Origin of the sequence: Streptomyces sp. HB132, assembly GCF_016909575.1 — a bacterium.
Taxonomy (GTDB): Bacteria; Actinomycetota; Actinomycetes; order Streptomycetales; family Streptomycetaceae; genus Streptomyces.
The window spans coordinates 38,465-63,720 of sequence record NZ_JAFBGA010000007.1 but is presented as its reverse complement, the minus strand read 5'-3'; the positions used below and the strand labels follow the sequence as shown (position 1 = coordinate 63,720).

Genomic DNA, 25,256 nt, shown 5'->3' with positions numbered 1-25,256 from the left:
CGATCGGCGGTACCGGCAGTGCCGGGTTCGGGTTCCGTCCCCGGAGCGGCCGGGACGCCACCGCCGGGTCTCCCGAACGGGACCCGGTCAGCCGAAGCTGCCCAGGCGTGCGGAGAGGTGGGCAGCGGCACCGTCCATCAGGGCGTCGGCGATGGCCTCCACCGTGCGGGCTCGCCACGGGTGGAGTTCGGTGTCCGCGACCGCCTGGTTGAAGGCGCCCATCGCGGGGCCGCAGTACACCAGGTAGTCCACGCGTGAGCGCTGGTCACCGCTGACGGCGAGGCGGAAGGCGCGTGTGAAGTAGCCGCGGAGCACAGCGGCCAGATGCTGCTCGGGGGCACTGCCCGCCGCCGCGGGCGCGGGGGCCTCGCCGCCCAGGTACCGGTCGAGAACCTGGCTCCTGGTCTCGTCGTCCAGCTGGTCGAGCGAGCCGTACCGGCGCCACAGCTCGTGCAACCGGGAGGCCCTGGCCGGGAAGAACAGCCCCCGCTTGAGGTAGCGGGCCTGGACGCCGAGGTCGAACAGTTCGCCCCAGGGAGCGCTGTCCACGTCGTACTCGCGGGCCTCCTGAAGGATGTCCTTCACCTCCGCGCTGGTGGCCGCCTCCACGGAGCACTGGTTGACCGAGCCGGTCAGTACGAAGTCGGCGCCGAGCAGGAACGCGGCCCCGGCGGCCTCGGGCGTGCCGATGCCGCCCGCGCACCCCACGTGCACCCGGTCGCCGCCCGTCGGGGTCGTGTCGCGGAGCCGCAGCACGGCGGGCAACAGGGTGAGCAGGTCGGCCGTGCTGCTCAGCCAGCCACCGTTCGCCTCCACGCACAGATCGTCCGCCATCGGCCGGCCGGCCGCCGCTCGGGCCTCCTCCGCGGTGACCTCGCCCGTCTCCAGAAGACGGGCGACCAGCCGCTCGGGCGGCGGGGCCAGGAACTCGGCGGCCACGTCCGTGCGGGACACCTTGGCGATGATCCGTCCGCCCTTGAGGCGGTAACGGACCAGCGCCGGGGTGATCAGCGGGAAGCCGGATGCCTCGACGAGGTCGATGCCGTGCCGCAGGAGCAGGTTGACCAGTGCGGACTCCTCCTCGGGGGCGCCGTGCCGGTACAGCAGGTTGACTCCGAAGGAGCCGCCCAGGCCCAGTTCTCCGGTCAGGCCGCGCAGCAGGTCGTCCACCTCGTCGAGGGGCAGGCCGCCGGTGCCCAGGAAGCCGAGCAACCCGGCCTTGGCGGCCGAACCCAGCATCTCGCGGCCCGAGATGCCGCCGTAAAGGGAGCCCAGCAGGTAGGCGCGCCGCAGACCGTACCGCTCGCGGAAGCCGGCAGCCCCGAGGGTGTCAGCTGCCGGGGCGGCCAGGACCGCAGGTCGCACGGGGGCCGGCGACTGAACGGCGGGCAGGGGCTTCCCGAGTCGTTCCGCTCCTGGAGTGGGCAGCGGCTCCTCGAGTCGTTCCCCCGCTGCTGGAGTGGGCAGCGGCTCCGCGTTCTTCCTGATCTTGGCGACCAGGTTGGTGAGGACACGGCCGGGGCCCAGCTCCACGAAATCGAAGTCGCCGTGGCCCATCAGCCGTCGCACCGTGTCGGTCCAGCGGACCGGGGAGGTGATCTGTGCGGTCAGGGTCGCGGTGACGGCACCCGGGGCGTACGGTTTCGCGTCCACGTTGGCGAGCACCGGGACGGCCGGGTTCCGCAGGGTGAAGCCGTCCAGGAAGCGGGCGAACTCCGCAGCGGTGTCCCGCATGTGACGGGAGTGGAAGGGCGCGCTGACGTTGAGCCGGACTGCGCGGACACCGACCGCCTCGAAGGCGGCGCGGGCGGCGTCGACGAGCTCGGCCGGACCGGACAGCACGAACTGGTCGGGGGCGTTGTAGTTGGCCATGTCGAGCTCGTCGAGGCCGGAGTCGGCGAGCACCCGGAGCACGGTCGCCTCGTCGCAGCCGACCACCGCGGTCATCCCGCCACCGCCGGCCTCCGCCATCAGGGCGCCGCGCCGCTGCACCAGACGCAGGCCGGTCTCGAAGTCGAAGACTCCGGCGGCGCACAGGGCGGCGTACTCGCCGAGGCTGTGGCCGATCAGGTAGTCGGCGGGCTCGGCGTCCCCGGCGAGCCGGTCGAGGTAGGTCAGGACGCTGACGACGTAGAGCGCAGGCTGTGTGTACTCGGTGCGGCCCAGGCGGCGCTCCGGGTCGTGGACGCACAGTTCCTCGATCGAGTAACCGAGAACGCGGTCGGCGGTTGCGGTCTCCCGCGGGTACCTGGCGAACAGCGCCTTGCCCATCCCGCGCTGCTGAGACCCCTGACCTGGGAAACCGTAGACCTTCATGCCGTGTGCCTTCCTTGCCGTCTTCGCCGTCACCGGAGCCGGATGTGGATGAGTGATGGGGGTGGTGGAGGGGGAGGGAGCCGGTGCCGCGAGCGTCCGGGCCTGTTCGAGGTTCCGTGGGTCGTGGCCGAACGGGCTGAGGAGCGGCAGCGAACGGGAGCGGTCATCCGCCGGGAGGTTGCCGCGGACGAAGTTGTGCAGGGTGCCCGAGGGGCCGAGGTCGAGGTAGAGGAAGTCGCCGCGGGCTCGCATCGCGGCCATGGCCCCCTCGAACTCGATGGGTCTGCGGGCGACCTGCCAGAAGTGGTCGGCACCGGGACGCTCGACGAGCCGTCCGTCCACGCACGACACCCAGGGGATGCGTGGCGGGGCGAAGGTCACCCCGTCGAAGACGGCCCGGCACTCGGCGAGGACGCCGTCCATCAGGCTGGAGTGGTACGCGTACTCGACCGGCACCCGCTGGTGCAGCACGCCGGCCGCCCGCAGGGCGGCCTCGGCGCGGTCCAGGTCCGTGTCGGTGCCCGCGACCACGATGTGGCCGGGGTAGTTGCGGGCGGCGACCTCGCAGCCGGGCAGCGCGGGGATCCGGTCCCGGCCGCCCGGGCGGGTGATGACCGCGAGCAGCCCGCCGCGCGGGCCCCCCGGCAGCGCCTCCGCCTGGCGGACGAGCAGTCCCAGGCACGTCTCGGCGTCCATGCTGCCGGAGACGACCGCGGCCGCGTACTCGCCGAGGCTGGAGCCGAGCAGGTGGTCCGGCTCGATGCCGCCCGCGCGCAGGGTATCGGCCAGTGCGAGTTCGATCATGACGATCGCCGGGTGGGTGAGCCGTGTGTCGATGAAGGGCTCGTTCCTGCGCCGGGCGGGGTCGAAGATCCGGGCGAGGACCGACTCGCCCAGCAGCCCGGCGGCGACGGCGTCGTACCGCTGCAGGGCCGTGCGGAACACCTCGTCGGACGCGAAGAGTTCCTCGCCCATGCGGTAGTACTGCGAGCCCTGCCCGGAGAACATGAAGACCACCGGCAGGCGCCCGGTGGGCGTCTCGGCCACCGGGGGCGCCCCGAGGGCCGCGGTCACCGGTACGTGTCCCAGAACAGACCGGCCGCCGTCGACCCGGCAGGTTCGCCGGGCGCATCGGAGGCGGTGCTGCGGATGACGACCGTGCGTTGCGACGTGGGCTGCGGCAGCGGCGCCCGAGCGGCGTGGTGGTCCGCCGGGGCCGGGGCGAGCAGCAGGTGCGCGTTGGTGCCGCCGTCGGCGAAGCAGTTGAGCGCGGCCCGGTCCGCGCCCGCGGGCCACGGCTGGGCCTCTCTCGGGAAGTGCATCGCGGAGGCGTCCAGGTCGAAGTGCGGCAGGGGCTGCTGGCCGGAGAGGAACGGCACCTGCTGCCGGTGGTGCAGCATCAGGGCCACCTTGATGAAGGCGGCTATGCCCTCCGCGGCGAGCGGATGACCGATGTTCGGCTTCACCGATCCGAGCGCGAGCCGCGACGACCGGGTCGGGCCGGCGCCGTAGACACTCTCGATCGCCTTCAGTTCGAGCAGGTCGGTGACGGTCGAGCCGGAGGCGTTGGTCTCCACCCAGCCGACGTCCCGCGGCGCGCGGCCGCTGAGCGCCAGCGCCTCGGCCATCACGTCCTTCTGGGCGCGCAGGTTGGGTGTGGCGGGTCCGGCGGTGCGGCCGTCGTTGTTGATCGCGATGCCCTCCAGAACGGCGAGCACCCGGTCTCCGTCCGCCTGGGCCCGGGCCAGCGGCTTGAGGACGACGACGCCTACACCCTCACCGAGCACCAGGCCGGCCGCCCTGCCGTCGAACGCGTGGAACTCCGGGCCGGGGTTGAGCAGTCCGCGCTGCCCGAACACCTGGTGCGCCCGGTCGTCCGCCAGCAGGCTCACACCGGCGACGACGGCCGACTCGACGGAACCCGTACGCAGTGCCTGTACGGCCGTGTCCATCGCGACCAGAGCGGAGGAGCAGGCGGTGTCCACCACCAGGCTCGGGCCCTGGAAGTCGAAGAACTGGGAGATGTTGGCCGCGAGGTAGTTCTGGCCGGTGACCACGACCGGGTTCTTGGCCCGTTCCAGGGCGGCCGGGTCGGGGGTGTGGGTGGCCCGGCCGCCGACGTACACGCCGACACGGCGGCCCTTGAGGTCTGCCGGGCGGTAACCGGCGTGGTGCACGGCCCTGTCGACCTCCTCCAGCAGGAGCAGCGCCTGCGGGTCCATCGCCTCGACGTCCGCCTGTGACAGCAGGAACCGCTCGGGCGCGAAGCGCAGCACCTCAGGCAGCAGCCCGGCGTGGAAACCGAGGGAGCGGCCGAAGCGGGAGTCCGGGACGGGACGCAGAGCCGTACGGCCCTCCCGCAGCAGCTCCCAGTAGGCGTCGGCGGAGTCGGCGTCGGGGAAGCGGCAGGAGAGGCCGATCACCGCTACGGCGTCGGCTCGGGGGTCAGGGGTGCGGTGGGTGGTGCCGTGCCGGTCGACGGTGGGGGGTGTGTCGAAGTCCCAGGCGGATGCCGGGGCCGGGATTTCCGACGGTGCCGGGGCCGTGGACTGCGGCCGTGCCTCGGCCTCGGGAGACGTGACGCCGAACTCCTCGATCAGCTCGGTCCGGTGTTCCTCGCCGAGGTACGCCGCGAAGTCGTCCACCGTCGGGTGTTCCAGCAGGGCCGACGGGTCGACCGAGACGTCCAGACGCTGGGCGACGGTCTGGACGAGCTGGGAGACCATGATCGAGTCCATGCCGTAGTCATGGACCGGAACGTCGCCGGCCAGCTTGGCGCGGTCGAAGCGCAGTTCCGCGGCGAGCTGGTCGAGCAGCCAGGAGGAGACCGCACCGACGGCGGCGCGTACGTCCGCGCCCGCGTCGGCCACAGGCCGCGGTGCGGTGGCCGGTGCGGCGGGCGCGGCGTCCAGGCGCCGTGCTGTCAGGCGCTCGGCACTGAACTCGGCGCCGGGGCGCGGCAGTACGGGCATCACGACCCGGGCGCCGCTCTCCAACGCGCGGTCGAGCAGGGCCAGCCCCTGAGCGTCGGTGAGCGAGGCGAGGCCGGAAGCCTGGTAGGCGGCGCTGCGGGCCTCCCCCATACCGGTTTCCTTCCAGCTCGGCCACTGCACGCTGACCAGGGGGAGGCCGTACGGGCGGGCTTCGGCCACCGCGTCCAGGTAGGCGTTGGCCATCGCGTAGTCGCTCTGGCCGACCGCGAGGGCGGGAACGGCGGCGGCGACCGACGAGTACAGGACGAACAGGCCGAGCGGCTCGTCCCGGAAGCACTCCAGCATGGCGTCCAGCCCGAACACCTTCGGTGCGAGGACCCGTGCGATGCCGGTCTGCGGCTTGCGGACGAACGCCGGGTTCCCGAAGTCGGTGAAGCCGGCACTGTGGATCACGCCACCGATCGGGCCGAGCCGCAGTCTGACGTCGGCGAGGACCTTGGCGAGCGCCTCCTTCTCGTCCAACGGGACAGCCACGGCCTCGAGTTCGACGCCCTGGGCGGCCAGGTCGGCCAGCGGGCGCAGCTTGCGGCCCAGCGGGCCGTCCTCGGCGATGTGCGCCGCCCACTCCGCGCGTGGCGGCAACTCCTCACGTCCGGTGAGGACCAGCTTGCGCACTCCGTGCCGGGCGACGAAGTGGCACGCGGTGAGCAGCCCGAGGCCGCGCGTGCCGCCGGTCACCCACAGCACGTGGTCCGCCGGGAAGCTGAGGCCGGTGCCCTGCGTCCGCGGAGCCTCGGCGAGCGTCGCCAGGTGGCGCACTCCCCCGCGGTAGGCGACCTCGGCGGGCTCGCCGTCGGCGGACAGCTCCTCGGCGACCCAGTGGCACACCTGCTCGTCGGTCACGGCGCGGTCGATCTCCACGTGGCGTGAGCGGACGTGGCGGTACTCGCTCTGCAGCATCCGGTACAGGCCCACCCGGGCCGCTCCGCCGAGGGCGGGGGCACCGCGCGAGACGAGCAGGGCGCGCAGGTCGCGGCGGCCGAGGTCGACCAGGTGCTGGAGCCAGCGCAGCCAGGAGGGCAGCGCGGCGTGCGTGGGGGGCAGGACGGGTCCGGTGCAGCCGGCCAGGTCGACGACGGCGTCGAAGCGGTCCCAGCGGGTGCCGGCTTCGGTGAGTTCGGCGTCGATCAGGTCGGTGGTGAGCACCTCGGCGGCCGGCAGTACCGCGGCGAGCCGGGCGGCCAGTGCCTCCGTACCGGGTGCGGCGAGTACGGCGGTCAGGGCGGGCGGCGCCGAACGGGGCACGGGCGGGGCGGGGTGCCACTTCCGGGTCAGCAGCAGTCCTTCGGGTTGGCGTCGGGCGGCCGGGGTGCCTGGGTCCGCATCGGACGTGTCGTGCGCGACGGCGTGTGCGCTCGGGCCGCCACCGAGCAGGTCACGCCCGGCGCCGAGTGCCGCCAGTTCGGCGTCGGCCGCGGCCAGCCAGACCCGGTCGCCGTCGAAGGGGTAGCCGGGCAGCGCCATCCGGGCGGGCCTGCCGCCGGGGTGCAGGGCCGACCAGTCGACCTGCTGTCCGCCGGTCCAGGCGGTGGCGTACGCGGCGGGGTCGGCGGGGAGCCGCTCGCCCGCGGCGGGCCGGCGCGGGTCGACCACGCCCGTCCAGCTGTCGGCCGGGGTGCCGCCTGCGGCGAACTGGTCGAGTCGGGCGCAGAGTTCGGGCAGGTCGCGGAAGAGCACCGCGAGCCGGTGGGCCATCGCCTCCCGGCCCGTCTGCAAGGTCCAGGCGACCTGCGCGGGGGTCACGGTGGTGTCCTCGGCGCGCAGGTGGCCGGCGAGCCGTCGGGCCTGCGCGGCCAGTCGGCCCGCGTCCCGCGCGGAGAGCACCGCCAGTTGGGGTCCGGCCGGGGCGGCTCCGTCACCGTCGCCGACGTACTCCTGCAGGATGATGTGGGCGTTCGTACCGCCCGCGCCGAAGGAGCTCACGCCCGCGGTCCTCGGGCGTACCTCGCCGTTCGCGAGGACGCGGCGGGGCCAGGGCGCCTGCTCACGCTGGACCTCGAACGGGATCGCCGTGAAGTCGATGTTCGGGTTGAGACGGTCCGCGTGCAGGGACGGCACCAGCTCACCGTGCCGCATCTGGAGCAGCACCTTGGTGATCGCGGCGATACCGGCGGCCGACTCGGCGTGCCCGATGTTCGACTTGACCGAGCCGATGGGCAGCCGCTCGGGCGGCTCCTCGCCGAAGGCCCTCAGCATGCCGGTGATCTCCACCGGGTCGCCGAGTGCCGTGCCGGTGCCGTGTGCCTCCAGGTAGTCGAGGTCGGCGGGCGCGAGTCCGGCCCGCTCCAGCGCCGTACGCACGAGGTCGCCCTGGGCCTTGGGGTTGGGGACGCTGTAACCGGCGCCCGCGCCGCCGTGGTTGACGGCGGAGGCCTTGACCACGGCGAGGATGCGGTCGCCGTCGGCGCGGGCCGCGTCCAGGCGCTTGAGCAGAACGGCGCCCGAGCCCTCGGCGGGCACGTATCCGGTACCGCCCTCGCCGAAGCTTCGGCAGCGCCCGTCCTCGGCGAGGAAGCCGCGCTGGGCGAGCTGAAGGAGCTTCACCGGGTGGCTGGAGATGTTGACCCCGCCGGCCACGGCGACGTCGCAGTCGCCGTTGCGAATGGCGAGGCAGGCCTGGTGGATGGTGACCAGGGACGAGGAGCACATGGTGTCCAGGCCCATGCTGGGACCGGTGAAGTCGAAGAAGTACGACACCCGGTTGGCCACCGAGGCGTACGACGAGGAGGTCGCGAAGCCCTCGCCCCGCAGCGCCTCCTGGACGCCGTACAGCTGGTAGTGCCCGTACATCATGCCGACGAACACGCCGGTGCGGGCGCCGCGCAACTGTTCACGGGTGTATCCGGCGTCCTCCAGCAGGTGCCAGACGGTCTCGAGGAACACCCGCTCCTGCGGGTCGGTGTGCTCCGCCTCGATCTGTGACATCCGGAAGAACAGGGGGTCGAAGCGGTCTGCGCCGGGTACGAAGCCGCCCCACTTGCCGTAGGTCTTGCCTGTGGCGGACTTGTCCGGGTCGTAGAACAGGCCGTGGTCCCAACGGTCGGCGGGAACCTCCTCCACGCTGTCGCGGCCTGCGCGCAGGTTGCGCCAGAACTCGGTGACGTCGTCGGCCTGGGGGTAGCGTCCCGCGACGCCGATGATGGCGATGGCGTCGTCCTGCGGGGCGGGTGCGGCCGGCTCGGCGGGCTTCGCCGGAAGCACGGTCGCCTCGGGGGCGGCCGGGAACGCGCCGGGGTGGGCCCCGGCCAGGTGCGCGGCGAGGTCGCCCACGGTCACGTGCTCGAAGAGCAGGGTCTTCGACAGCGGGCCGAGGTGTTCCTCCAGGCGGCGGATGAGGCTCATGGTGATGAGCGAGTCCACGCCGTACCGGTCGAAGGGCTCGGCGACGGCGATCTCCGCCTCGGGCAGCTTCAACTCCTCGGCGAGCAGCCGCAGGACGAGTTCCTCGGCGCGCTCGTGCGCTCCGGGCACGGCGGTGCCGGACTCGTCCTTGTGCGGCTCGGCGCCTTCGAGCGCACGGAGAATGCGGTCGGGGTCGCCGGCGGCCAGGAGCAGGCGCGGCGCGGTGTGGGCGAGGGCACGTTCCAGGGCCTGCAGGGCGGGGGCGGTGCGCAGGGGGCGCATGCCGAGCGCGCGGTCCATGTATGCCGCGGCGTCGGCGTCGACGCGCATCGCGCCGTCGGCCCAGACCGGCCAGGCGGCGGCGAGGGTGCGGCCGTGCCGGGTGCCTTCCCGGCGGCGCCGCTCGCGCTCGTCGGCGAAGTGGTCGAGGAAGGCGTTGGCGAAGGCGTAGTCGCTCTGGCCGGTGTTGCCGAAGGCCGCGGCCGCCGAGGAGAACGCGACGAAGTAGTCCAGCGGTTCGTCCGCGGTCGCCTCGTCGAGCAGCACGCTGCCGTGCACCTTGGCGGCGAGGACGGCGTCGGCGTCCACACGCCGCTTGGTGCGTATGAGTCCGTCCCTGAGAGCGCCGGCCGCGTGCACGACGCCGCTGACCGAGCCGTGCGCCCGGCGTGCCTCTGCCACCAGGTCGCATACGGCGGCCGGGTCGGTGACGTCGGCGACGACCACCAGGGCGCCGAGGGCGTCGGCGCGGGACCGGATCCCGGGGCCGGGGGCGGTGCGCGCGGCGAGCACGATGCCGCCGCCGGTGACACCGGCGGCCCGCCGTGCGTCGGCGATGTGCTCGGCGACGAGCAGGCCCAGGGCACCGGTGCCGCCGGTGACGATGTGCGCTCCGGGACCGGTGAACGCGGCGGCCGGCGCGGCCGGGAGGTTCACCTGCCGCCAGGCGCGGCGGGCCCGGCCCTCCGCGTCCGTGCGTACCTCGGGGCCGCCGTCCGTGCCGAGTTCGGCGACGACGGCCTCGGCGAGCGGGCGGCCCGGAGCGAGGGCCAGGACACCGAGGACGACCGACGGTTGCTCGAGTCGCACGGTGCGGGCGAAGGCCGCCATCGCCGGCTGGGCGGGCGACGGGGCCGGCTCGGGGTGGACGTACAGGTAGCGCAGCGCGTCGCGGCGCTCCCGCTGCCAGGTCCGCAGGAAGGCCAGGGCAGCGTGGAAGCCGTGCTCCACGGAGCCCCGCGCGGTGCGGTCGTACCCTGCCAGGTGGACGACGTGGACGGGGCCGTCTCCGGCGGCGCGGACGGCGGCCTCGGCATCGAAGCCGTCGCCGAGCGGGACGCTGCGGACTTCGGCCCCCGTCGCCGTGAGGGCGAGGGCCACGTCGGTGGCGTCGGCGGACGCGGCGGAGAACAGCAGGACCCGTGCGGCCGCGGGGAGTCGGCCGTGCGGAGCGGGCGCGGCCTCCCAGACGGGCTCGAAGGCGTGGACGACGTCGACGGCGGGGACGGGCGCGGGCGGGGTGGCCGTCGCTCCTGGGGCGTCCGTCGGGCGCAGCGCCCTCAGTGTGAAGGACTCCAGCGCGGCGGCCACCTGCCCGTTCTCGTCGAGCAGGGCGATGTCGAAGGCGAGGGAGCCGCCCGGGGCGGGACGCCGGGCCGGGGTGGCGTACGCGTGCCCCCGCTCGGGCAGCGGAGCGTACAGCCGGATCGAGCCCAGGGAGAACGGCAGGTACGGTGCCGGGCCCGCCGGGTCCCCGGCGCCCTGGACCAGCCGGCCGGCGGTCTGCAGGGCGGCGTCCAGCAGCGAGGGGTGGAAGGAGTACGCACCGGCGTCCGCGCGTTGAGCCTCCGGCAGGCGCAACGTCGCCAGCGCCTCCCCCGGGCCCTCGGCGATCTCCTCGATGACCCGGAAGGCAGGGCCGTAGGCGAAGCCCAGCCGGACGAAACCTTCGTAGCAGTCGGCCCCCGGCTGGACGCGGGTGCAGCGGGCGCGTACGTCTGCCAAGACGATGGGGGCGGGCCGGGAACCGGGATCGTCGAAGCGCAGGGTGCCTGCGGCGTGCACCGGCGCGTCCTCGGCGGTGCCGCGCACCTCGAAGCTCGCGCGGGAGCGGTCGCCGGTGACACGGACCACCAGCGGGTGCCCGGTACGGCCGGACGCGAGCCGGACCGGCGCCGCCCACACCAGGTCGTCGACGCCGCGCACCTCGGCTCCCCCGGCGGCGAGTTCGCCGGAGAGGCGGCCCATCTCCAGATAGGCCACGCCGGGCAGCACCAGGTCGCCGCCGACGACGTGGTCGCGCAGGAAGAACTCCTCGCCCGTCAGCGTCTTCGCGAACCGCTGCTCGCCGAAGGTGGAGACGTTGGAGTCCAGGAGGGTGGGGTGCAGACGGGGGCCGGGCTCGGCAAGGCGCTCTCCGGGGGCGACCCAGTGCCGGGGGCCGGCGAAGGGGTAGGCCGGCAGGTGGACGCGACGCCGGGCCGCGCCCTCGTGCACGGCCCCCCAGTCGATGTCGGTGCCGTGCAGCCAGGCGGCCGCGACGGCCTGGAGGTCGCGCGGGTCCGGGGAGACGGGGGCGCTCGGGCGAGGGGCCGTCACCTGGGCGGTGCGTACGGCGGAGGGGCGCCCGGCCAGGTACGCGGTGAGTTCGGCGCGCAGGGCGGCGGTGCCGTCCGCGACGCAGGCGAGCCGGTGCGGCATCGGCTCCCGACCCGTCTGCAGGGTGTGGGCGAGGTCCTGGGCCGGGACGTCCTGGCGCCCGATGTGGTCGGCGAGCCGGGCGGCCGAGCGCCGGAGCGCGTCGCCGTCGCGGGCCGAGAGCACGAAGACCTGCTGGGCCGAGGGCTCGTCGCGGATGTCCGGCATCGGGGGTTCCTCCATCACGATGTGCGCGCCCGCCCCGCCGAAGCCGAAGGAGCTGACGCCGCCACGGCGGGGCAGCTCGGCTCCGTGTGCGTCCCGGGGACGCGGCCAGGACCGGGCGGTGGCGGCGACCTCGAAGGGGCCGCCGTCGAGTTCCAGGTAGGGGTTCGGCTCGCGGAAGTGCAGGCTGGCCGGGATGGTGGCGTGCCGCATCGACAGGATCACCTTGAAGAGTCCGGCGATGCCGGCTGCGGCCTCCAGGTGGCCGATGTTCGTCTTGACCGAGCCGATGGCGCAGGGAGCGGACCCGCCGGGTGCTTCCTGCCCCGCCCGCAGCCGCCGGAAGGCGGTGCTCAGGCCGGTCGTCTCGATCGGGTCGCCCAGGGCGGTGCCGGTGCCGTGCGCCTCGATGTAGCCGACGGTGCCCGGGTGGACACCTGCGGCCCGATATGCCTCGACCAGCAGGTCGGCCTGGGCCTCGGGGTTGGGTGCGGTGAGCGAGGTGGTCCGGCCGCCGTGGTTGAGCGCGACGGCCTTGATGACGGCGTGCACGGCGTCGCCGTCGTGCTCGGCCCGCTCGTGCGGCTTGAGCAGGACGACGCCCGCGCCCTCGCCCCGCACGTAGCCGTCGGCGCGGCTGTCGAAGGCCTTGCAGCGGCCGTCGGGGCTGAGCATCTCCCCCTGGCTGAGCGCCTCGTACACGCCCGGGTCCAGGATGAGGCTGACTCCGCCCGCGATGGCCAGGTCGCAGGTGCCGTCGCGCAGCGCGGCGCAGGCCTGGTGGACAGCGGTGAGGGAGCCGGAGCAGGCGGTGTCGACCGCGATGCTGGGCCCCCGCAGGTCGAGCAGGTACGACACCCGGTTCGGGACGATCGAGAGGGCGGCGCCGGTGAGGGTGTGGCCCTCGGTGGCGCGGCCTGCGGCCCGCTGCACCTCGTGGTAGTCGGAGTTGGTGACGGCGATGAAAACACCGACCCGCTTCCCGGCCAGCTCCGAGGGGCGGTAGCCGGCGTCCTCGACGGCCTGCCAGACCGTTTCGAGCAGCAACCGCTGCTGCGGGTCCATCAGTTCGGCCTCTCGGGGTGAGATGCCGAAGAACGCTGCGTCGAAGCGGTCCACGTCCGGGGCGAAGCCGCCCCAGCGGGAGCGGGAGCGGGGGTGGTCGCGCCAGTTCCAGCGGTCGGCGGGTATCTCACCGACCAGGTCGTCGCCGGCGGCGAGATGGTCCCAGAACTCCCTGAGGTCCATGGACCCGGGCAGTCGCCCGGCCATACCGATGACGGCGACCTCACGGCCGGCGGGGGCGACCGGGGCCCCGGCCCCGGCAGGAGCCCCAAACGTCCCGGCTACGGCGGGGATCTCCGCGTCCTCGGTCCCGGCCGAAGCCTCCCGCTCGGTGGCGAGCGCCTGCGGGACCTTGCCGAAGTGGGCCGTCAGCGCGGTCTCGTGATGCTCCCACAGGTGCTCGGCGAGCGCGTGCAGGGTGCCCCGGCGGTAGAAGAGGGTCGGGTACTCGGTGATGCCGAACGCCTTGCGCAGCGTGGCGCTGAGAGCGGTGAAGCTCACGGAGTTCATGCCGGTCTCGCCGAGCGGCGTGTGCGCGCCGATGTCCTCGGGGCGCAGGCCGGTCAGGGCGGCGACCATGTCCGCCAGTTCGGCGACGAGGCCCTCCGTCCGGCCGTCGGCGGCTCCTGCCGGAGCGCCGGGGCCGGGTGCGGACCCGGCGCCGAAGCGGGCGCGCAGGTCTGCCAGGGGCAGCGCGGCCAGTGTGGTGCGGTCGGTCTTCCCGTTCAGGGTGCGCGGGAAGCCGGTCACCCGGACCAGGGCGTCGGGCATCATGTGCTCCGGCAGCCAGGCCGCCAGCCGCTCGCGGCCCGGCTCGGTGGCGCCGTCCTCGAGGACGTAGCAGGCGAGCAGCGTGTGTGAGCCCGCTGCCTGCCCACGGGCCACGACGACGGCCTCCCGGACGCCGTCGAGCCCGCGCAGGGTCGCCTCGACCTCCTCCAGTTCGATCCGGTGGCCACGCACCTTCACCTGGGAGTCGAGCCGGCCGAGGTATTCGATCGTGCCGTCGGCGAGCCGCCGTACGAGGTCGCCGGTGCGGTACATGCGGGCGTCGGCGCGCGCCGAGAACGGGTCGGGGAGGAAGCGCTCGGCGGTCAGTTCGGGGCGGCCGAGGTAGCCGTCGGCCACGCCGTCACCGCCGATGTACAACTCCCCGGCGACGGCGGTGGGGACAGGTCTGCGCGCGCTGTCGAGGACGTGGAGCGCGGTGTTGGCGACCGGGGCACCCAGGGTGACCCGGTCGCCGGGGGCGAGGCGGCTCACCGCCGACCAGATGGTGGTCTCGGTGGGACCGTAGAGGTTCCACACCTGCCCGTTGCCCGCGAGGAGCGCCTCGGCCAGGTCGGCGGGCAGCGCCTCGCCGCCGCACAGCACCTTGAGCGCGGGGTCGCCCCGCCAGCCGGCGGCCAGCAGCATGCTCCAGGTGGCCGGGGTGGCCTGCATGACGGTGGGGCGGGCCCGTTCGAGGGCCTCGCGCAGCCGGAGCCCGTCGCGGGCTTCCTCGGAGGCGAGGAGTTCCACCGTGCCCCCGGTGACCAGCGGCAGGTACTGCTCCAGACCGGAGATGTCGAAGCAGACGGTGGTGAGGGCCAGCAGGGTGTCGCCCGGTCCGAAGCCGGGCTCGCGGGCCATCGACCACAGGAAGTTGGTCAGCGCGCGGTGCGGCACCCGGACGCCCTTGGGGCGTCCGGTGGAGCCGGAGGTGTAGATGACGTACGCGGCGTCGGACGGGCCGGCCGGGCCGGGCGACGGCAGGGCCGGCGGCTGCTCGGACGTGTCGAGGACCAGCCGGGGCACGGACGTGAGGCCGGCGGCGGAGGTGGAGTGGGTGAGCAGCAGGTGCAGCCCGGCGTCCTCGGCCATGTAGGCGAGCCGGTCCTGCGGGTAGGCGGGGTCGAGCGGTACGTAGGCGGCGCCGGAGGCCTGGACGGCGAGGAGCGCCACCGGAAGGTCCTGGTCGCGCGGGAGCAGCACCCCGACGGTACGGCCGCGGCCCGCCCCGGCGGCGGTGAGCCGGGCGGCGAGGGCTTCCGCGCGCTCCACGAGTGTGCGGTAGGTCAGTTCGGTGCCGGCATGGCGGACCGCGACCGCGTCGGGCCGGTGGTCGGCCTGCCGTCGCACCAGTTCCCAGACCAGGGTGTCGGCCGGGTAGTCGGCGGGGGCGGGCGCGGTGATCCGGGCCCGCTCGTCCTCGGTGAGCAGCTCCAGGTCGGCCACCGGGGTGCCGGGTCCTTCGACGGCGGCGGCGAGGAGGGTCGTGAAGTGGGTGCCGAGTCGGGCGACGGTCTCCTCGTCGAAGAGGTCGGGGTCGTACTTGAGCGTGTAGCGGCAGCCCTGTTCCTGCTCGACGACCTCCAAGGTCAGGTCGAACTCGCCCTCCTGGTGCACGCCTTCGACCGGGCCGAGCACCACGGTGTCGCCGGGCTCGTCGCGGCGGGCGGTGCGGGCCCAGTTCTGGAAGTAGAACGCGACGTTGAAGGGGGCGCCGGCGCCCGGATCCGCGCGACGGAGGTCGTCGGCCAGGGTGATCAGCGGGTACGCGCTGTGTTCCAGGGCATCCAGCACGGTGCGGTGGACGCGGCGGACGAGGCCGCGGAACGCCTCGGCGCCGTCGACTCGTTCGGCCAGGACCACCATGTTCATGAAGTAGCCGAGCGTGTCGTCGAAGCCGCTCGTGCCGCGTCCGGCCGTCGGCGTGCCCACGGCGATGTCGGCCTGGTCGCTGTAGCGGTGCAGCACCGTGAACCAGGCGGCGAGGACGACCCCGAACAGCGACGTCTGCTCGGTGCCGGCGAGCGCGCGGGCCCGGTCCGCGACCGCGGCGGGAATGTGTCCGTCCAGGCTCTCCCCGTGGAAGCCCGGCACGGCCGGGCGGGGCCGGTCCAGCGGCAGCGGCACGGTGGTCCCGCGCCCGCGCAGCCGTTCGGTCCAGTACGCGCGCAGCCTTCGGCCCTCGGCACCGGTGAGCATCTCGCGCTGGCGTTCGGTGAAGTCGGCGTAGCTGCGGGCGGGGCGCTCCGCGGGGAGGGCACTGCCGGCGAGGAGGGCGTGGTAGCCGCGTTCCAGCTCGCGCAGGAGCACGGCGATGGAGACGCCGTCGAAGACCAGGTGGTGGAAGGTCAGCAGCAGCGCGTTGCGGCCGTCACCCAGGGTGTAGAGGGTGGCGCGGACGAGAGGACCGGCGCCGAGCTCGAAGGGGCGGCGCAGGTCGGCGCGCATCCGCTCACGCAGCTCGGCGTCGCTCCTCGCGGTCAGGAAGACCTGCTGGAAGGGGAGTTCGGGCTCGGACGCGATCCGGGCGTACGGCCCCTCCTCGCCGGTGTGGACGGTGGCCCGCAGCTCGGCGTGCCGGTCGACCAGGTCCTGGAGGACGGCCCGCAGGGCGAGCACGTCGAGGCCGCGGTCGAGCCAGAGGGCGAGGGGCAGGTTGTAGGCGTAGGTACCGGGTGCGATCTGTTCGATCACCCAGAGGGAGCGCTGGCCCGCGGACAGGGGGTGGCGGCTCTCCTCGCCGTCGGTGCGCGGGCGCAGGACGCGGGCCGCGGCCTCGGTGGCCGGGGAGACAGCGGAGGGCGCGGCGGTGGCCGGGGCGGGTGCGGCGGGCTCCGGGGCCGCCGTCCCGGGCGCTTCGGGGAGCGCGGGTCCGGCGGCCACGCCGGCGAGCGAGTTGGCGGCCAGGTGGGCGGTCAGCTCGCGCAGGGTCGGCCGCTCGAAGAAGTCGCCGAGCGGTACGGCGACACCGAACTCCTCGTCCACGGCGGCGACGATCTTCATGCCGCTGAGCGAGTCGAAGCCGTAGTCGGCCAGCGGACGGCCGGGGTCGATGCGCTCGTCCAGCTTGAGCACCCGCTCGACGAGGTCGCGCAGGCGCTCGGTGAGGGCGTGGGTGGAGGTGGCCGGCGAGGCGGTGGCCGGGCCTGCCGTGGGCGCGGGCGCGCTCAGCAGGACCCCGTCGCTCTCCGCGACCAGGACGGTCTGACCGAGCGCCGGGTCGCCGGCGCCCAGCGCGTGGACCGGGGTGTATCCCTCCTCGTGCAGGAGCCGGGTCCAGCCCTCCGGGGAGGCGAGCGGGGAGTCCGGCATACGCAGGTGAGCGTCCTCGAAGGCCCACCAGCCCTCCAGGACACCTCCGCCGATGGTCAGCAGCGGCCGTACGGCGGTCAGTTCGTTGAGGACCAGCCAGCCGCCGGGACGCAGCAGCGCCTTGGCCCTGCGCAGGGTGGCCCGCAGGTCGCTGGTGGCGTGGACGACGTTGGTGGCGACGACGAGGTCGGCGCAGGCCGGCTCGAACCCCTGTTCCTTCAGGCCGCGTTCGAGGTTCAGCACCTGGAAGCGGGCGAAGTCGTAGCGTTCGGCGAACCGTTCCCGGCCGTGTTCCAGGAAACGCGGTGAGATGTCGGTGAAGGTGTATCCGACGCGTCCCGGGTGTGCGGCCAGGGCGGGCAGCACCCGTTCGCTGGTCGCGCCGGTGCCGGCGCCCAGTTCCACGACCTCGACCGTGCGGCCCCGCGGCAGCTGGGGCAGGCGCAGGTCGAGGAAGTGGCGGACCGTGTCGCGGACCACGAGGTTGAAGGAGTCGGTGAGCGGGTTGCCCTTGTAGAAGTTCTGCACCAGCTTCATCGAGGAGCCGGGGAACATGATCTCGGTGGCGCCCACCTCGCCGCGCAGGATGCGCGGGTATGCCTGGAGGAACAGTCGGTTGAGCGTGACGGTCGGCTCGATGTCCGGGTAGGCCTCAGCGATCCGGTCGAACTCCGCCTCCCAGCGGCCCTCGTGCTCGTCGGCGTTTACGGTGTCGACCGCGGGGGTGGTGCTGACCTGGCCCCCGTCGCGGGTCAGGAATCCGGCGCCGGCCAGGATGTTGAGCAGTGCGTCGTGCAGCCGCCGGAAGCGGTCGAGGATTCCGAGGCGGCCGCGCAGTTCCTCGGCACCGTGCCTTTCACCTGAGCGCCGGAAGGCTCCCATCCGCTGGTAGACGCCGAGCAGCATGGGCGCGGAGACGGCCTCCAGCTCCTCGTATCCGGTGAGGACGCGGTGGGCGGCGGCCGGGGCGGCGGTACCGGTGCCGAGCCGTCCGGCCGCGGAGGCCAGGGCGGCCGGGTGGCCGCCGCCGAGGACTTCGCCGTCCAGGGCCGGGTCGTGGCCCATGGCCTCCAGGGCCCGGCGCCCGGCGCGGATCGGCATGACCTGCGGCAGCCCGCTGGCGAGGATGCGGCCGACGGCGGCGATGCCCGCGGCGGGGCTGAAGCCCTGGATGCCGAGCCCGGTGAAGATGTCGGCGAGTCCGGGCTCCGCGCCGGAGCCGACCATGCCCCAGTAGCCCTGGTTGACGACGGTCACCGCGAACGGCAGTCGCTCGCGCAGGAACAGCGCGTAGGCGTCCTCCGTGGCGGAGGCGCAGATGTACGCGCCGTTGCCGGCGAAGCTGCCGAAGGAGCCGGCGGAGGAGAAGTAGACCAGGAAGTCGAGGTCCTGGCCCTCGACCGCGGCGGCGAGCGCGGCGGCGCCCTCGGTCTTGACCTTGGTCGCGGCGGTGAAGGTCTCCTCGTCGAGATCGGCGAGGGCATGGTTGTCGAACACCATCGCGGCGTGCACGACCCCGTGCAGGGCGCCGAAGCGGCGGTGCGCCTCGGCGACGGCGAGGGCCAGGTCGGCGGTGGCGCAGGCGTCGCCGCGGACGTGGGCGACGTCGCCGCCGAGGGCACGGATCCGCTCGGCGGCGGCACGCTGTTCGGTGCCGAGGTCATTGCGGCTGAACCACACCAGCCGGGCCCGGTGGCGCTCGGCGAGGTGGCGGCTGAGTTCCTGGGCGATGCCGCCGGTGCCGCCGACGAGCAGGTAGACGCCGCCGTCCCTGAAGACGGGGCCGGACTCGGGGAGGGTGACGCGGCCGAGGCGGCGGACGTAGCGGACCCCGCCGCGCAGGACGACGGTGCGGCCGGCGGCGTCGGCGGGCGCAGCCAGGATCGCTTCGGTCAGAGTGGCGGTCGCGTCCTCGTCCGCGAGATCGGCGGAGGCGAAGTCGAGGGCGCCGACCTGGAGCTCGGGGCGCTCCTTGGCCACCACCTGGAGCAGGCCGTGCATACCGGCGGCAAAGGGGTTGGCGGCGGTGCCGCCCGCGACCGGATGGACGTCGCTGGTCACCACGAGGACGCGCGCGGCGCTGGTCGAGCGGACCAGACGGAAAAGGGAGAGGGAGCCGGTGCGCAGCTGCTCGGCGGCCCGGTCGGCGCCCAGCCCCTCCTCGATTCCGGCGCAGACGCCGCCGAGGTGGAGCACCAGGTCGGCGCCCTCGGCCTGCCCCAGCCAGGCGGACGGGGGAAGTACGTCGATGCGGACCGACTCCACACGGCTCTCGGGGAGGCGGGCCGCGATTGTCTCGGCGAGCCAGGCGGAGGCCTCGGTCACCAGGGCGACGACGCGATCCACCCGCGGGGCCGGTCCGAGGGCCTGGGCGTCCTCACGCACCCACAAAGGACGGTAGAAGTCCGGGAGTTGCTCCGCGGCAGTTTCCTCGGACCCGGTCGTCCGCGTGGGGGCGACACGGGCCGGGGGCTCGGGAATCCAGTAGCGCTTGCGGGCGAAGGGGTAGGTCGGCAGCTCGGTCCGGCGGGCCGCGGCAGGGGTGACGCGGTACCAGTCGACGTCTGCGCCGGTCAGCCAGTGTTCGGCCACCGCCGCCAGGTCCCGGCGGGTCAGTGCCCGCTCCAGGGCGTCGCCCTCGGCGCCGACGAGGACGACCCGTGCCCGGGCGGCCCGCCCGGTGCCGATCCGGGCGTCGGCCGCGCCCTCGGCGTACGCCTCCAGCAGCTCGGCCGCCTCGGCGACCGAGCCGACTGCCAGGGCCAGCCGGAACTCGTGGTGGGTGCGACCGGACTGAAGCGTGCGGGCGATGTCGGCGAGGCGGGTGGGGCCTTGGGCCGGGCGGGTGGTTCGCCGGACACCGGCGTCGGCCCGGGTGCCGGACGCGCCCGGCGCGTCCGGGGCTCCCGAGGCGTCGCGGGCCGACCCGTGGTTGCCCGTGTCCCCGGCGATCGTCCGCGCCATCGCGCCCAGCGTCCGTGCCGTGGTCACCGCCGCGGGCAGGGTACCGCCCCGCTCCGCCGTCAGCGACGCCTCGAGGCGGGCGCGTTCGGGGACGCCGAAGCCGCAGTCGGCGAGGTCGGTGCCGAGGTCCAGGTACTCGACGGCCACGCCGACGGTTTCGGCGGCCACGCGCAGGCACAGCCGCTGGGCGTCACCCAGGGCGTCCCGGTCCGCGCCCGCGGGTTCCGCGCCCCCGGCGCCGCGCAGGAACGCGGCGAGGTCGGCGGCGTACGCGCGCAGCCGGTCCTGGCTCTTGGCGGACAGGACGAGGAGCTGGTCGGTGTCCGGGGCGACGGGCTCGGCCGGTGGTGTGCGGTACTCCTCCACGACCAGGCAGGCGTTGGCGCCGCCGCCGCCGAAGGAACTGACGACGGCGCGCAGCGGCAGATCGCCGTCGCCTGCCGTCGGCACCCAGGGCCGGAGGGTCTGCTGCACCTCGAAGGGCGTGGTGGTGAAGTCGATGCCGGGGTTGCGCCGGGCGGAGTTCAGCGAGGGCACCAGCGTGCGGTGGCGCAGCTGGAACAGCACCTTGGTCAGGCCCGCGACGCCGGCCGCCGACTCCAGGTGGCCGATGTTGGACTTCACCGAGCCTACGGCGACCGTCGGTCCCTCGGCCCGCTGCGCCGCGTCGACCCGCCCGCCGAATGCTTCCACGAGCCCGGCGATCTCGACGGGGTCGCCGAGCGGGGTGCCGGTGCCGTGTGCTTCCACGTATCCGACGGTTGCCGGGTCGGCCTGGGCGCGGTGCAGGGCGGCGCGGATCACCTCGGCCTGCGCGGCCGCGCTCGGCACGGTGTAACCACCGGTCTTGCCACCCGCGTTGATGGCGGAACCGCGGATCACGCCGAGGACGCGGTCGCCGTCGGCGATCGCGTCCTTCAGGGGCCGCAGCAGTACGGCGCCCACGCCCTCACCGTCGACGAACCCGTCGGCGTCCGCACCGAAGCTTTTGAGCCGGTCACCGTGCGAGATCATCCCGCGGTCGGCCAGCGTGCGCAGGTGCATGGGGTGCAGGATCAGGTTGACACCGCCGGCGATCGCGGTGTGGCACTCCCCCGACCTGATGCTCTCGCAGGCCAGGTGGATCGCGGTGAGCGAGGCCGAGCAGGCGGTGTCGACGGCGAGACTGGGGCCGGTGAAGTCGAAGACGTAGGAGACCCGGTTGGCGATCGACCAGTGGTTGGAGTGCGCGTCGGTGCGGACGCCGAGGGCGTTGGCCTCGCCGCCCATCCACTCGTAGTTGTTGTTCATGACACCGGCGAAGACGCCGACCGGCCCCCGGGCCGCCAGCTCGGCGGCGGGGTGGCCGGCGTCGTCCAGGACGGCTGCGGCGGTCTGCAGGAACAGCCGCTCCTGCGGGTCCATCGCCTCGGCGTCGGCCGGCGATATCTGGAAGAAGAGCGGGTCGAACTTGTCGACGTCGTCGATGAATCCGGCCCACTTGCTGTAACTGCCGCGTACCCCCGCCGGGTCGTGGTGGGCGTCGGCGTCCCAGCGGTCGGCGGGCACCTCGCGGATGCAGTGCCGTCCCGCGGCCAGGTTGTCCCACAGCTCGGCGGGAGTCCCGGCCAGCGGGTAGCGGCCGGCGACGCCCACGATCGCCACGCCGTCGCTCGCCGGGGCCGGGGCGGAGGCCCGGGCCAGCAGGCTCAGCAGCAGCTTTCGCTTGTCGTCCACAGTTGCTCTCTCTCACTGGTCTTCCGACGGCCGCACGGGCCGGGGTGTCGCTGCCCGGGAGGGGATCAGGCCTGGCCGGTGTGGCGGGCGGCCGCACGCTGGGCTCGCCGGGAGGTGCGCGGGGCCGGGGCGGTGCCTGCGCCGCCGGGGGCCGTGCCGGGGGCGAGGCCCATCAGCTCGGCGAGGTTGTCCACGAAGGACCGGATGGTGGGGAACTCGACGAAGGAGGCGGCCGGGACCTCGAAACCCAGTTCCTCGCCCAGCTTGGCGACGACCTCGATGAGCACGAGGGAGTCCAGGCCGAGGTCGAAGAGGTTGGTGTCCAGGACGGCCAGGTGCCGGCCGCCGAGGACCTTGCCGATCGCCTCCGCGGTGTAGTCCCGGATCAGTTCGACGTTGTGCTGCGGGTCGGCCGGATCGAAGCGGGCGATCAGCCGGTCCCCGGCCGGTGGCGCCTCGGTCCGGGCGCTGTGGTCGCCGGGCTCCACCCAGTGCCGCCGACGCTCGAAGCGGTGGGTGGGCAGGGGCACCCGGCGGATGTCCCGGCCGGTGTGCACGGCGGCGAAGTCGAGGTCGGCGCCGAGCGCCCACTGCTCGGCGGCGACGGTGAGCAGGTGGGTGAGGCCGCCGGGTTCGCCGTCCGGTGCGGTGAGGTGGACGGTGTGCCGGCCGGTGCCGTCGAGCAGCACGTCCAGGGAAGCGGTGGCGTCGGCGCGGGCGGTCCACGCGGCGGGGTCACGCCCCTCGTCCTCGGTCATCCAGCGGCCGGTGCGCGGTGACACGACGGGCAGCCGGGGCGGGGACACGCGGTGGGGACCGCTGCCGCGGGCCAGGGCGAGGGCGTCGGCGAGCGGGAGGGCCTCGGCGAGGGCGGCGGCCGTGGCGAGTCCCGTGCCGGTGGCGGCGAGGCCGGCCGGTGCGAGGCCCCAGGCGGTGAGGGCGGCGGCGAGTGCGTACTCGTGGCAGCAGGCGGCGACCGCACCGGTCTCGGCGAGGAGTGCCTCGGCCTCGCCGGGTCGCTCGACGGCGGCGGCGCAGGCGTCGGCGGCGTCCCGGTAGGCGGGCACCGACGCGTACAGCTCGGCCGCGTCGGCGGGGTCGGCGCCGGTCCCGGTCAGGACGAGGACGGGGGCGCTCGGCTCGCGTCCGGTCACGCCACGACGGGTGCGCTCCTCGTCGCCGAGGGCGAGCGCCATGGCGGCGGAGCGGGTGCTGCCGGCGACCACGGCCAGCCGGTGGGTGTGGGCTCGGCGGCCGAGGCCGAGGGTCTGGGCGACGGCGGCCGGGTCGAGGCCGGGGTTGGCCCGCAGATGACGGGCGAGAGCGGTGGCGGCCTGTTCGAGGGCCTCCTCGGAGCGGGCGGAGAGGACCAGCAGCTCCGGCCGGTTCTCGTGCGGGGCCTGGCCACGGGCCGGGCCCTCCTGGAGGATCACATGGGCGTTCGTACCGCCGATGCCGAAGGAGCTGACGCCGGCGCGCAGCGGGCCCGTCTCGCTCGTCCACCCGGTCTTCTCGGTGTTGACGAAGAACGGGCCGGCGGCGAAGTCGATGTCCGGGTTGGGCTCGGTGAAGTGCAGGCTGGGCACGAGGGTGCGGTGCTCCAGCATCAGGGCGGTCTTGATCAGACCCGCCATGCCGGCGGCCGTGTCCAGGTGCCCGATGTTGGTCTTCACCGAGCCGAGCGCGCAGTGTCCGGTACGGTCCGTGCCGTCGCGGAAGGCCTCGGTGAGCGCGGCGACCTCGATGGGGTCGCCGAGCGGAGTGCCGGTGCCGTGCGCCTCGACGTAGCCGATGGTCTCCGGGTCGACGTCGGCGACGTCCTGGGCGTCGGCCACGACGGCGGCCTGCCCGGAGATGCTGGGCGCGGTGTAACCGGTCTTGGCGGAGCCGTCGTTGTTGATGGCGGAGCCCTTGATGACGGCGTGGATCCAGTCGCCGTCGGCGAGGGCCTCCTTCAGCCGCTTGAGGACGACGGCTCCGGCGCCGCTGCCGATCACGGTGCCGCGGGCCTCGGCGTCGAAGGCGCGGCAGTGGCCGTCGGGTGAGAAGATCATGCCTTCCTGGTACTGGTAGCCGCGGTCCGGCGGGTTGAGGTGGACCGCGCCGACCAGGGCCATGTCGCACTCGCCGCCGAGCAGGGCGAGGCAGGCGGTGTGCACGGCGACCAGCGAGGTGGAGCAGGCGGTGTTGACGCTGATGCTGGGCCCGGTCAGGTTGAGCTTGTACGACACCCGGGTGGCGAGGAAGTCCTTGTCGTTGGCGAGCATCAGCCGGTAGTGGTCCACCGTGGACGCGGCGCGGTAGCGCTCGCCCAGGTTGTGCAGCAGGTAGGTGTTCATGCCGGCTCCGGCGTAGACGCCGATGGGCGCGTCGGTGCGCTCGGGGTCGTAGCCGGCCCGCTCCAGGGCCTCCAGGGCGCACTCCAGGAAGATCCGGTGCTGCGGGTCGAGGATCTCGGCCTCGTCCTGGGTGAACTGGAACAGCCCGGAGTCGAAGAGGTCGGTGCCGGGAATGGTCTGGGCGGCCTTCACATAGCGCGGGTCCGCCAGTTGGGCGGCGGGCACACCTGCGGCGAGAAGTTCCTCGTCGGTGTACCGGGTCAGCGTCTCGCGTCCTTCGCTGAGGACGTCCCAGAAGCGGTCGACGGAGTCGGCGCCCGGGAAACGGCAGGCCATGCCGATGATGGCGACGTCGGAGTCGGAAATCGTCATGTGCTTGTTCTCCTGCTCGGGTTTCAGCTCAGCCGTATGCCGAGGTCGTCGGCGACGGATCGCATGTCGAGAAAACTGCGGGCGACGAAGCGGGCGGCGTCCTCGGAGGCGTCCATGCGCTGGAAGAGGTCGATGAGGCTGCGCTCGTGCTCGTCCCGGTCACCCTCCCCCGCCGCGATCTCCTTGACGACCCTGCCGAGCCGGCCCTCCACGTCGGCGAGGTCGAGCGAGCGCGGGAACTTGATGCTGAAGGTGTTGCGGTCGTAGGAGGCGTTGCGCTTGACGGACCGCACGTGGCTGGCCGCGTTGAGCTTGTAGAACATGCAGTCGAAATTAGAGAACGAGTAGTAGTTCAGCAGCGGGAACAGCGTGCAGTGGGTCTCCATCGGCGAGGACTCGTACAGGCCCTTGGCGCGCAGTTCCTCGACGATGCGGTCGGGGTCGTACTCGTGCCGCATGGCGATGAACGGAAAGACGATCTTCGGCAGGTTCTCGTCGTCGTCGAAGAGGAGCTCCTCCAACTGCCCGCCGAAGAGGGTGTCGACGAGCCGCTCGCCGAACGTCTTGTAGAAGTCGCGCACGATCTTCCGGACGTCGGACTCCATGGTGAGGATCTGCTGCGGGTCGGCGCACAGCGCGATGTAGGGAATCTTCCGCCGGTAGGCCATGAGGATCGCGCGCAGGACGAAGAAGGTGCGGCAGGAGACGCAGGGCAGCTTCTCGTCGAGGTACTTGCCGGGCTTCTTCGGCGCGGGGCGGTTGAACACCTCGCGCATCATCAGCTTGATGTTGTCGTCGTCGGCGTCCAGGACGAACGTCGCGGGGATCTTCTCCCGGGCCAGCGCGATGTTCTGGGCGGCGTGCACGCTCTCGAAGGGCACGTCGAAGGTGAAGGCCAGCACCCGCTTGCCGTACTCGTTGACGAACTTGTCCAGCATGTAGGTGCTGTCCTTGCCGCCGCTGTACATGAACAGGCAGTCGTACTCGCCGGTGCCGGGCGGCGCCTGCTGGAACTCGGTGAACACCTCACTGGTGTAGCGGTAGTTGACGAGCAGGTCCTCGGCGAAGTCCAGGTTGCACAGGTTGCACACCCCTTGGTCGTCGAGCACCACTCCCGGATGGACGGCCTTGAGTGAACAGACCTGACAAGTGGACACGGAACCCCCTGGCGAGACGGACGGATCGGGCTGTGCGGTGGGTGCGG

Annotated in this window: 4 protein-coding genes; all 4 read right to left on the bottom strand. The window is 73.7% G+C overall.

Annotated elements, in window-relative coordinates:
- Nucleotides 1–87 precede the first annotated feature (87 nt).
- The 4 genes from fabD to JOC24_RS17285 all read right to left on the bottom strand — a co-directional run bounded on the left by fabD (nt 88) and on the right by JOC24_RS17285 (nt 25,209).
- The gene (gene fabD, locus JOC24_RS17300; protein ID WP_307792714.1) at nt 88–3,390 is read right to left on the bottom strand and encodes an ACP S-malonyltransferase; all 3,303 of its coding nucleotides are present in this window, start codon (nt 3,388–3,390) and stop codon (nt 88–90) included.
- A complete protein-coding gene (locus JOC24_RS17295; protein ID WP_205021218.1) occupies nt 3,387–21,341 on the bottom strand; it encodes a non-ribosomal peptide synthetase in 17,955 nt (5,984 codons plus the stop codon). The genes fabD and JOC24_RS17295 overlap by 4 nt, the downstream gene beginning before the upstream one ends.
- A gap of 65 nt (nt 21,342–21,406) precedes the next feature.
- Nucleotides 21,407–24,052 carry a type I polyketide synthase gene (locus JOC24_RS17290; RefSeq protein WP_205021217.1) on the bottom strand — a complete coding sequence of 882 codons (2,646 nt, stop codon included), beginning with the start codon at nt 24,050–24,052 and terminating at the stop codon, nt 21,407–21,409.
- Nucleotides 24,053–24,075: 23 nt separating this feature from the next.
- Entirely contained in the window at nt 24,076–25,209 is a 1,134-nt protein-coding gene (locus JOC24_RS17285) for an adenine nucleotide alpha hydrolase family protein (RefSeq protein ID WP_205021216.1), read from the bottom strand.
- Nucleotides 25,210–25,256: the final 47 nt, after the last annotated feature.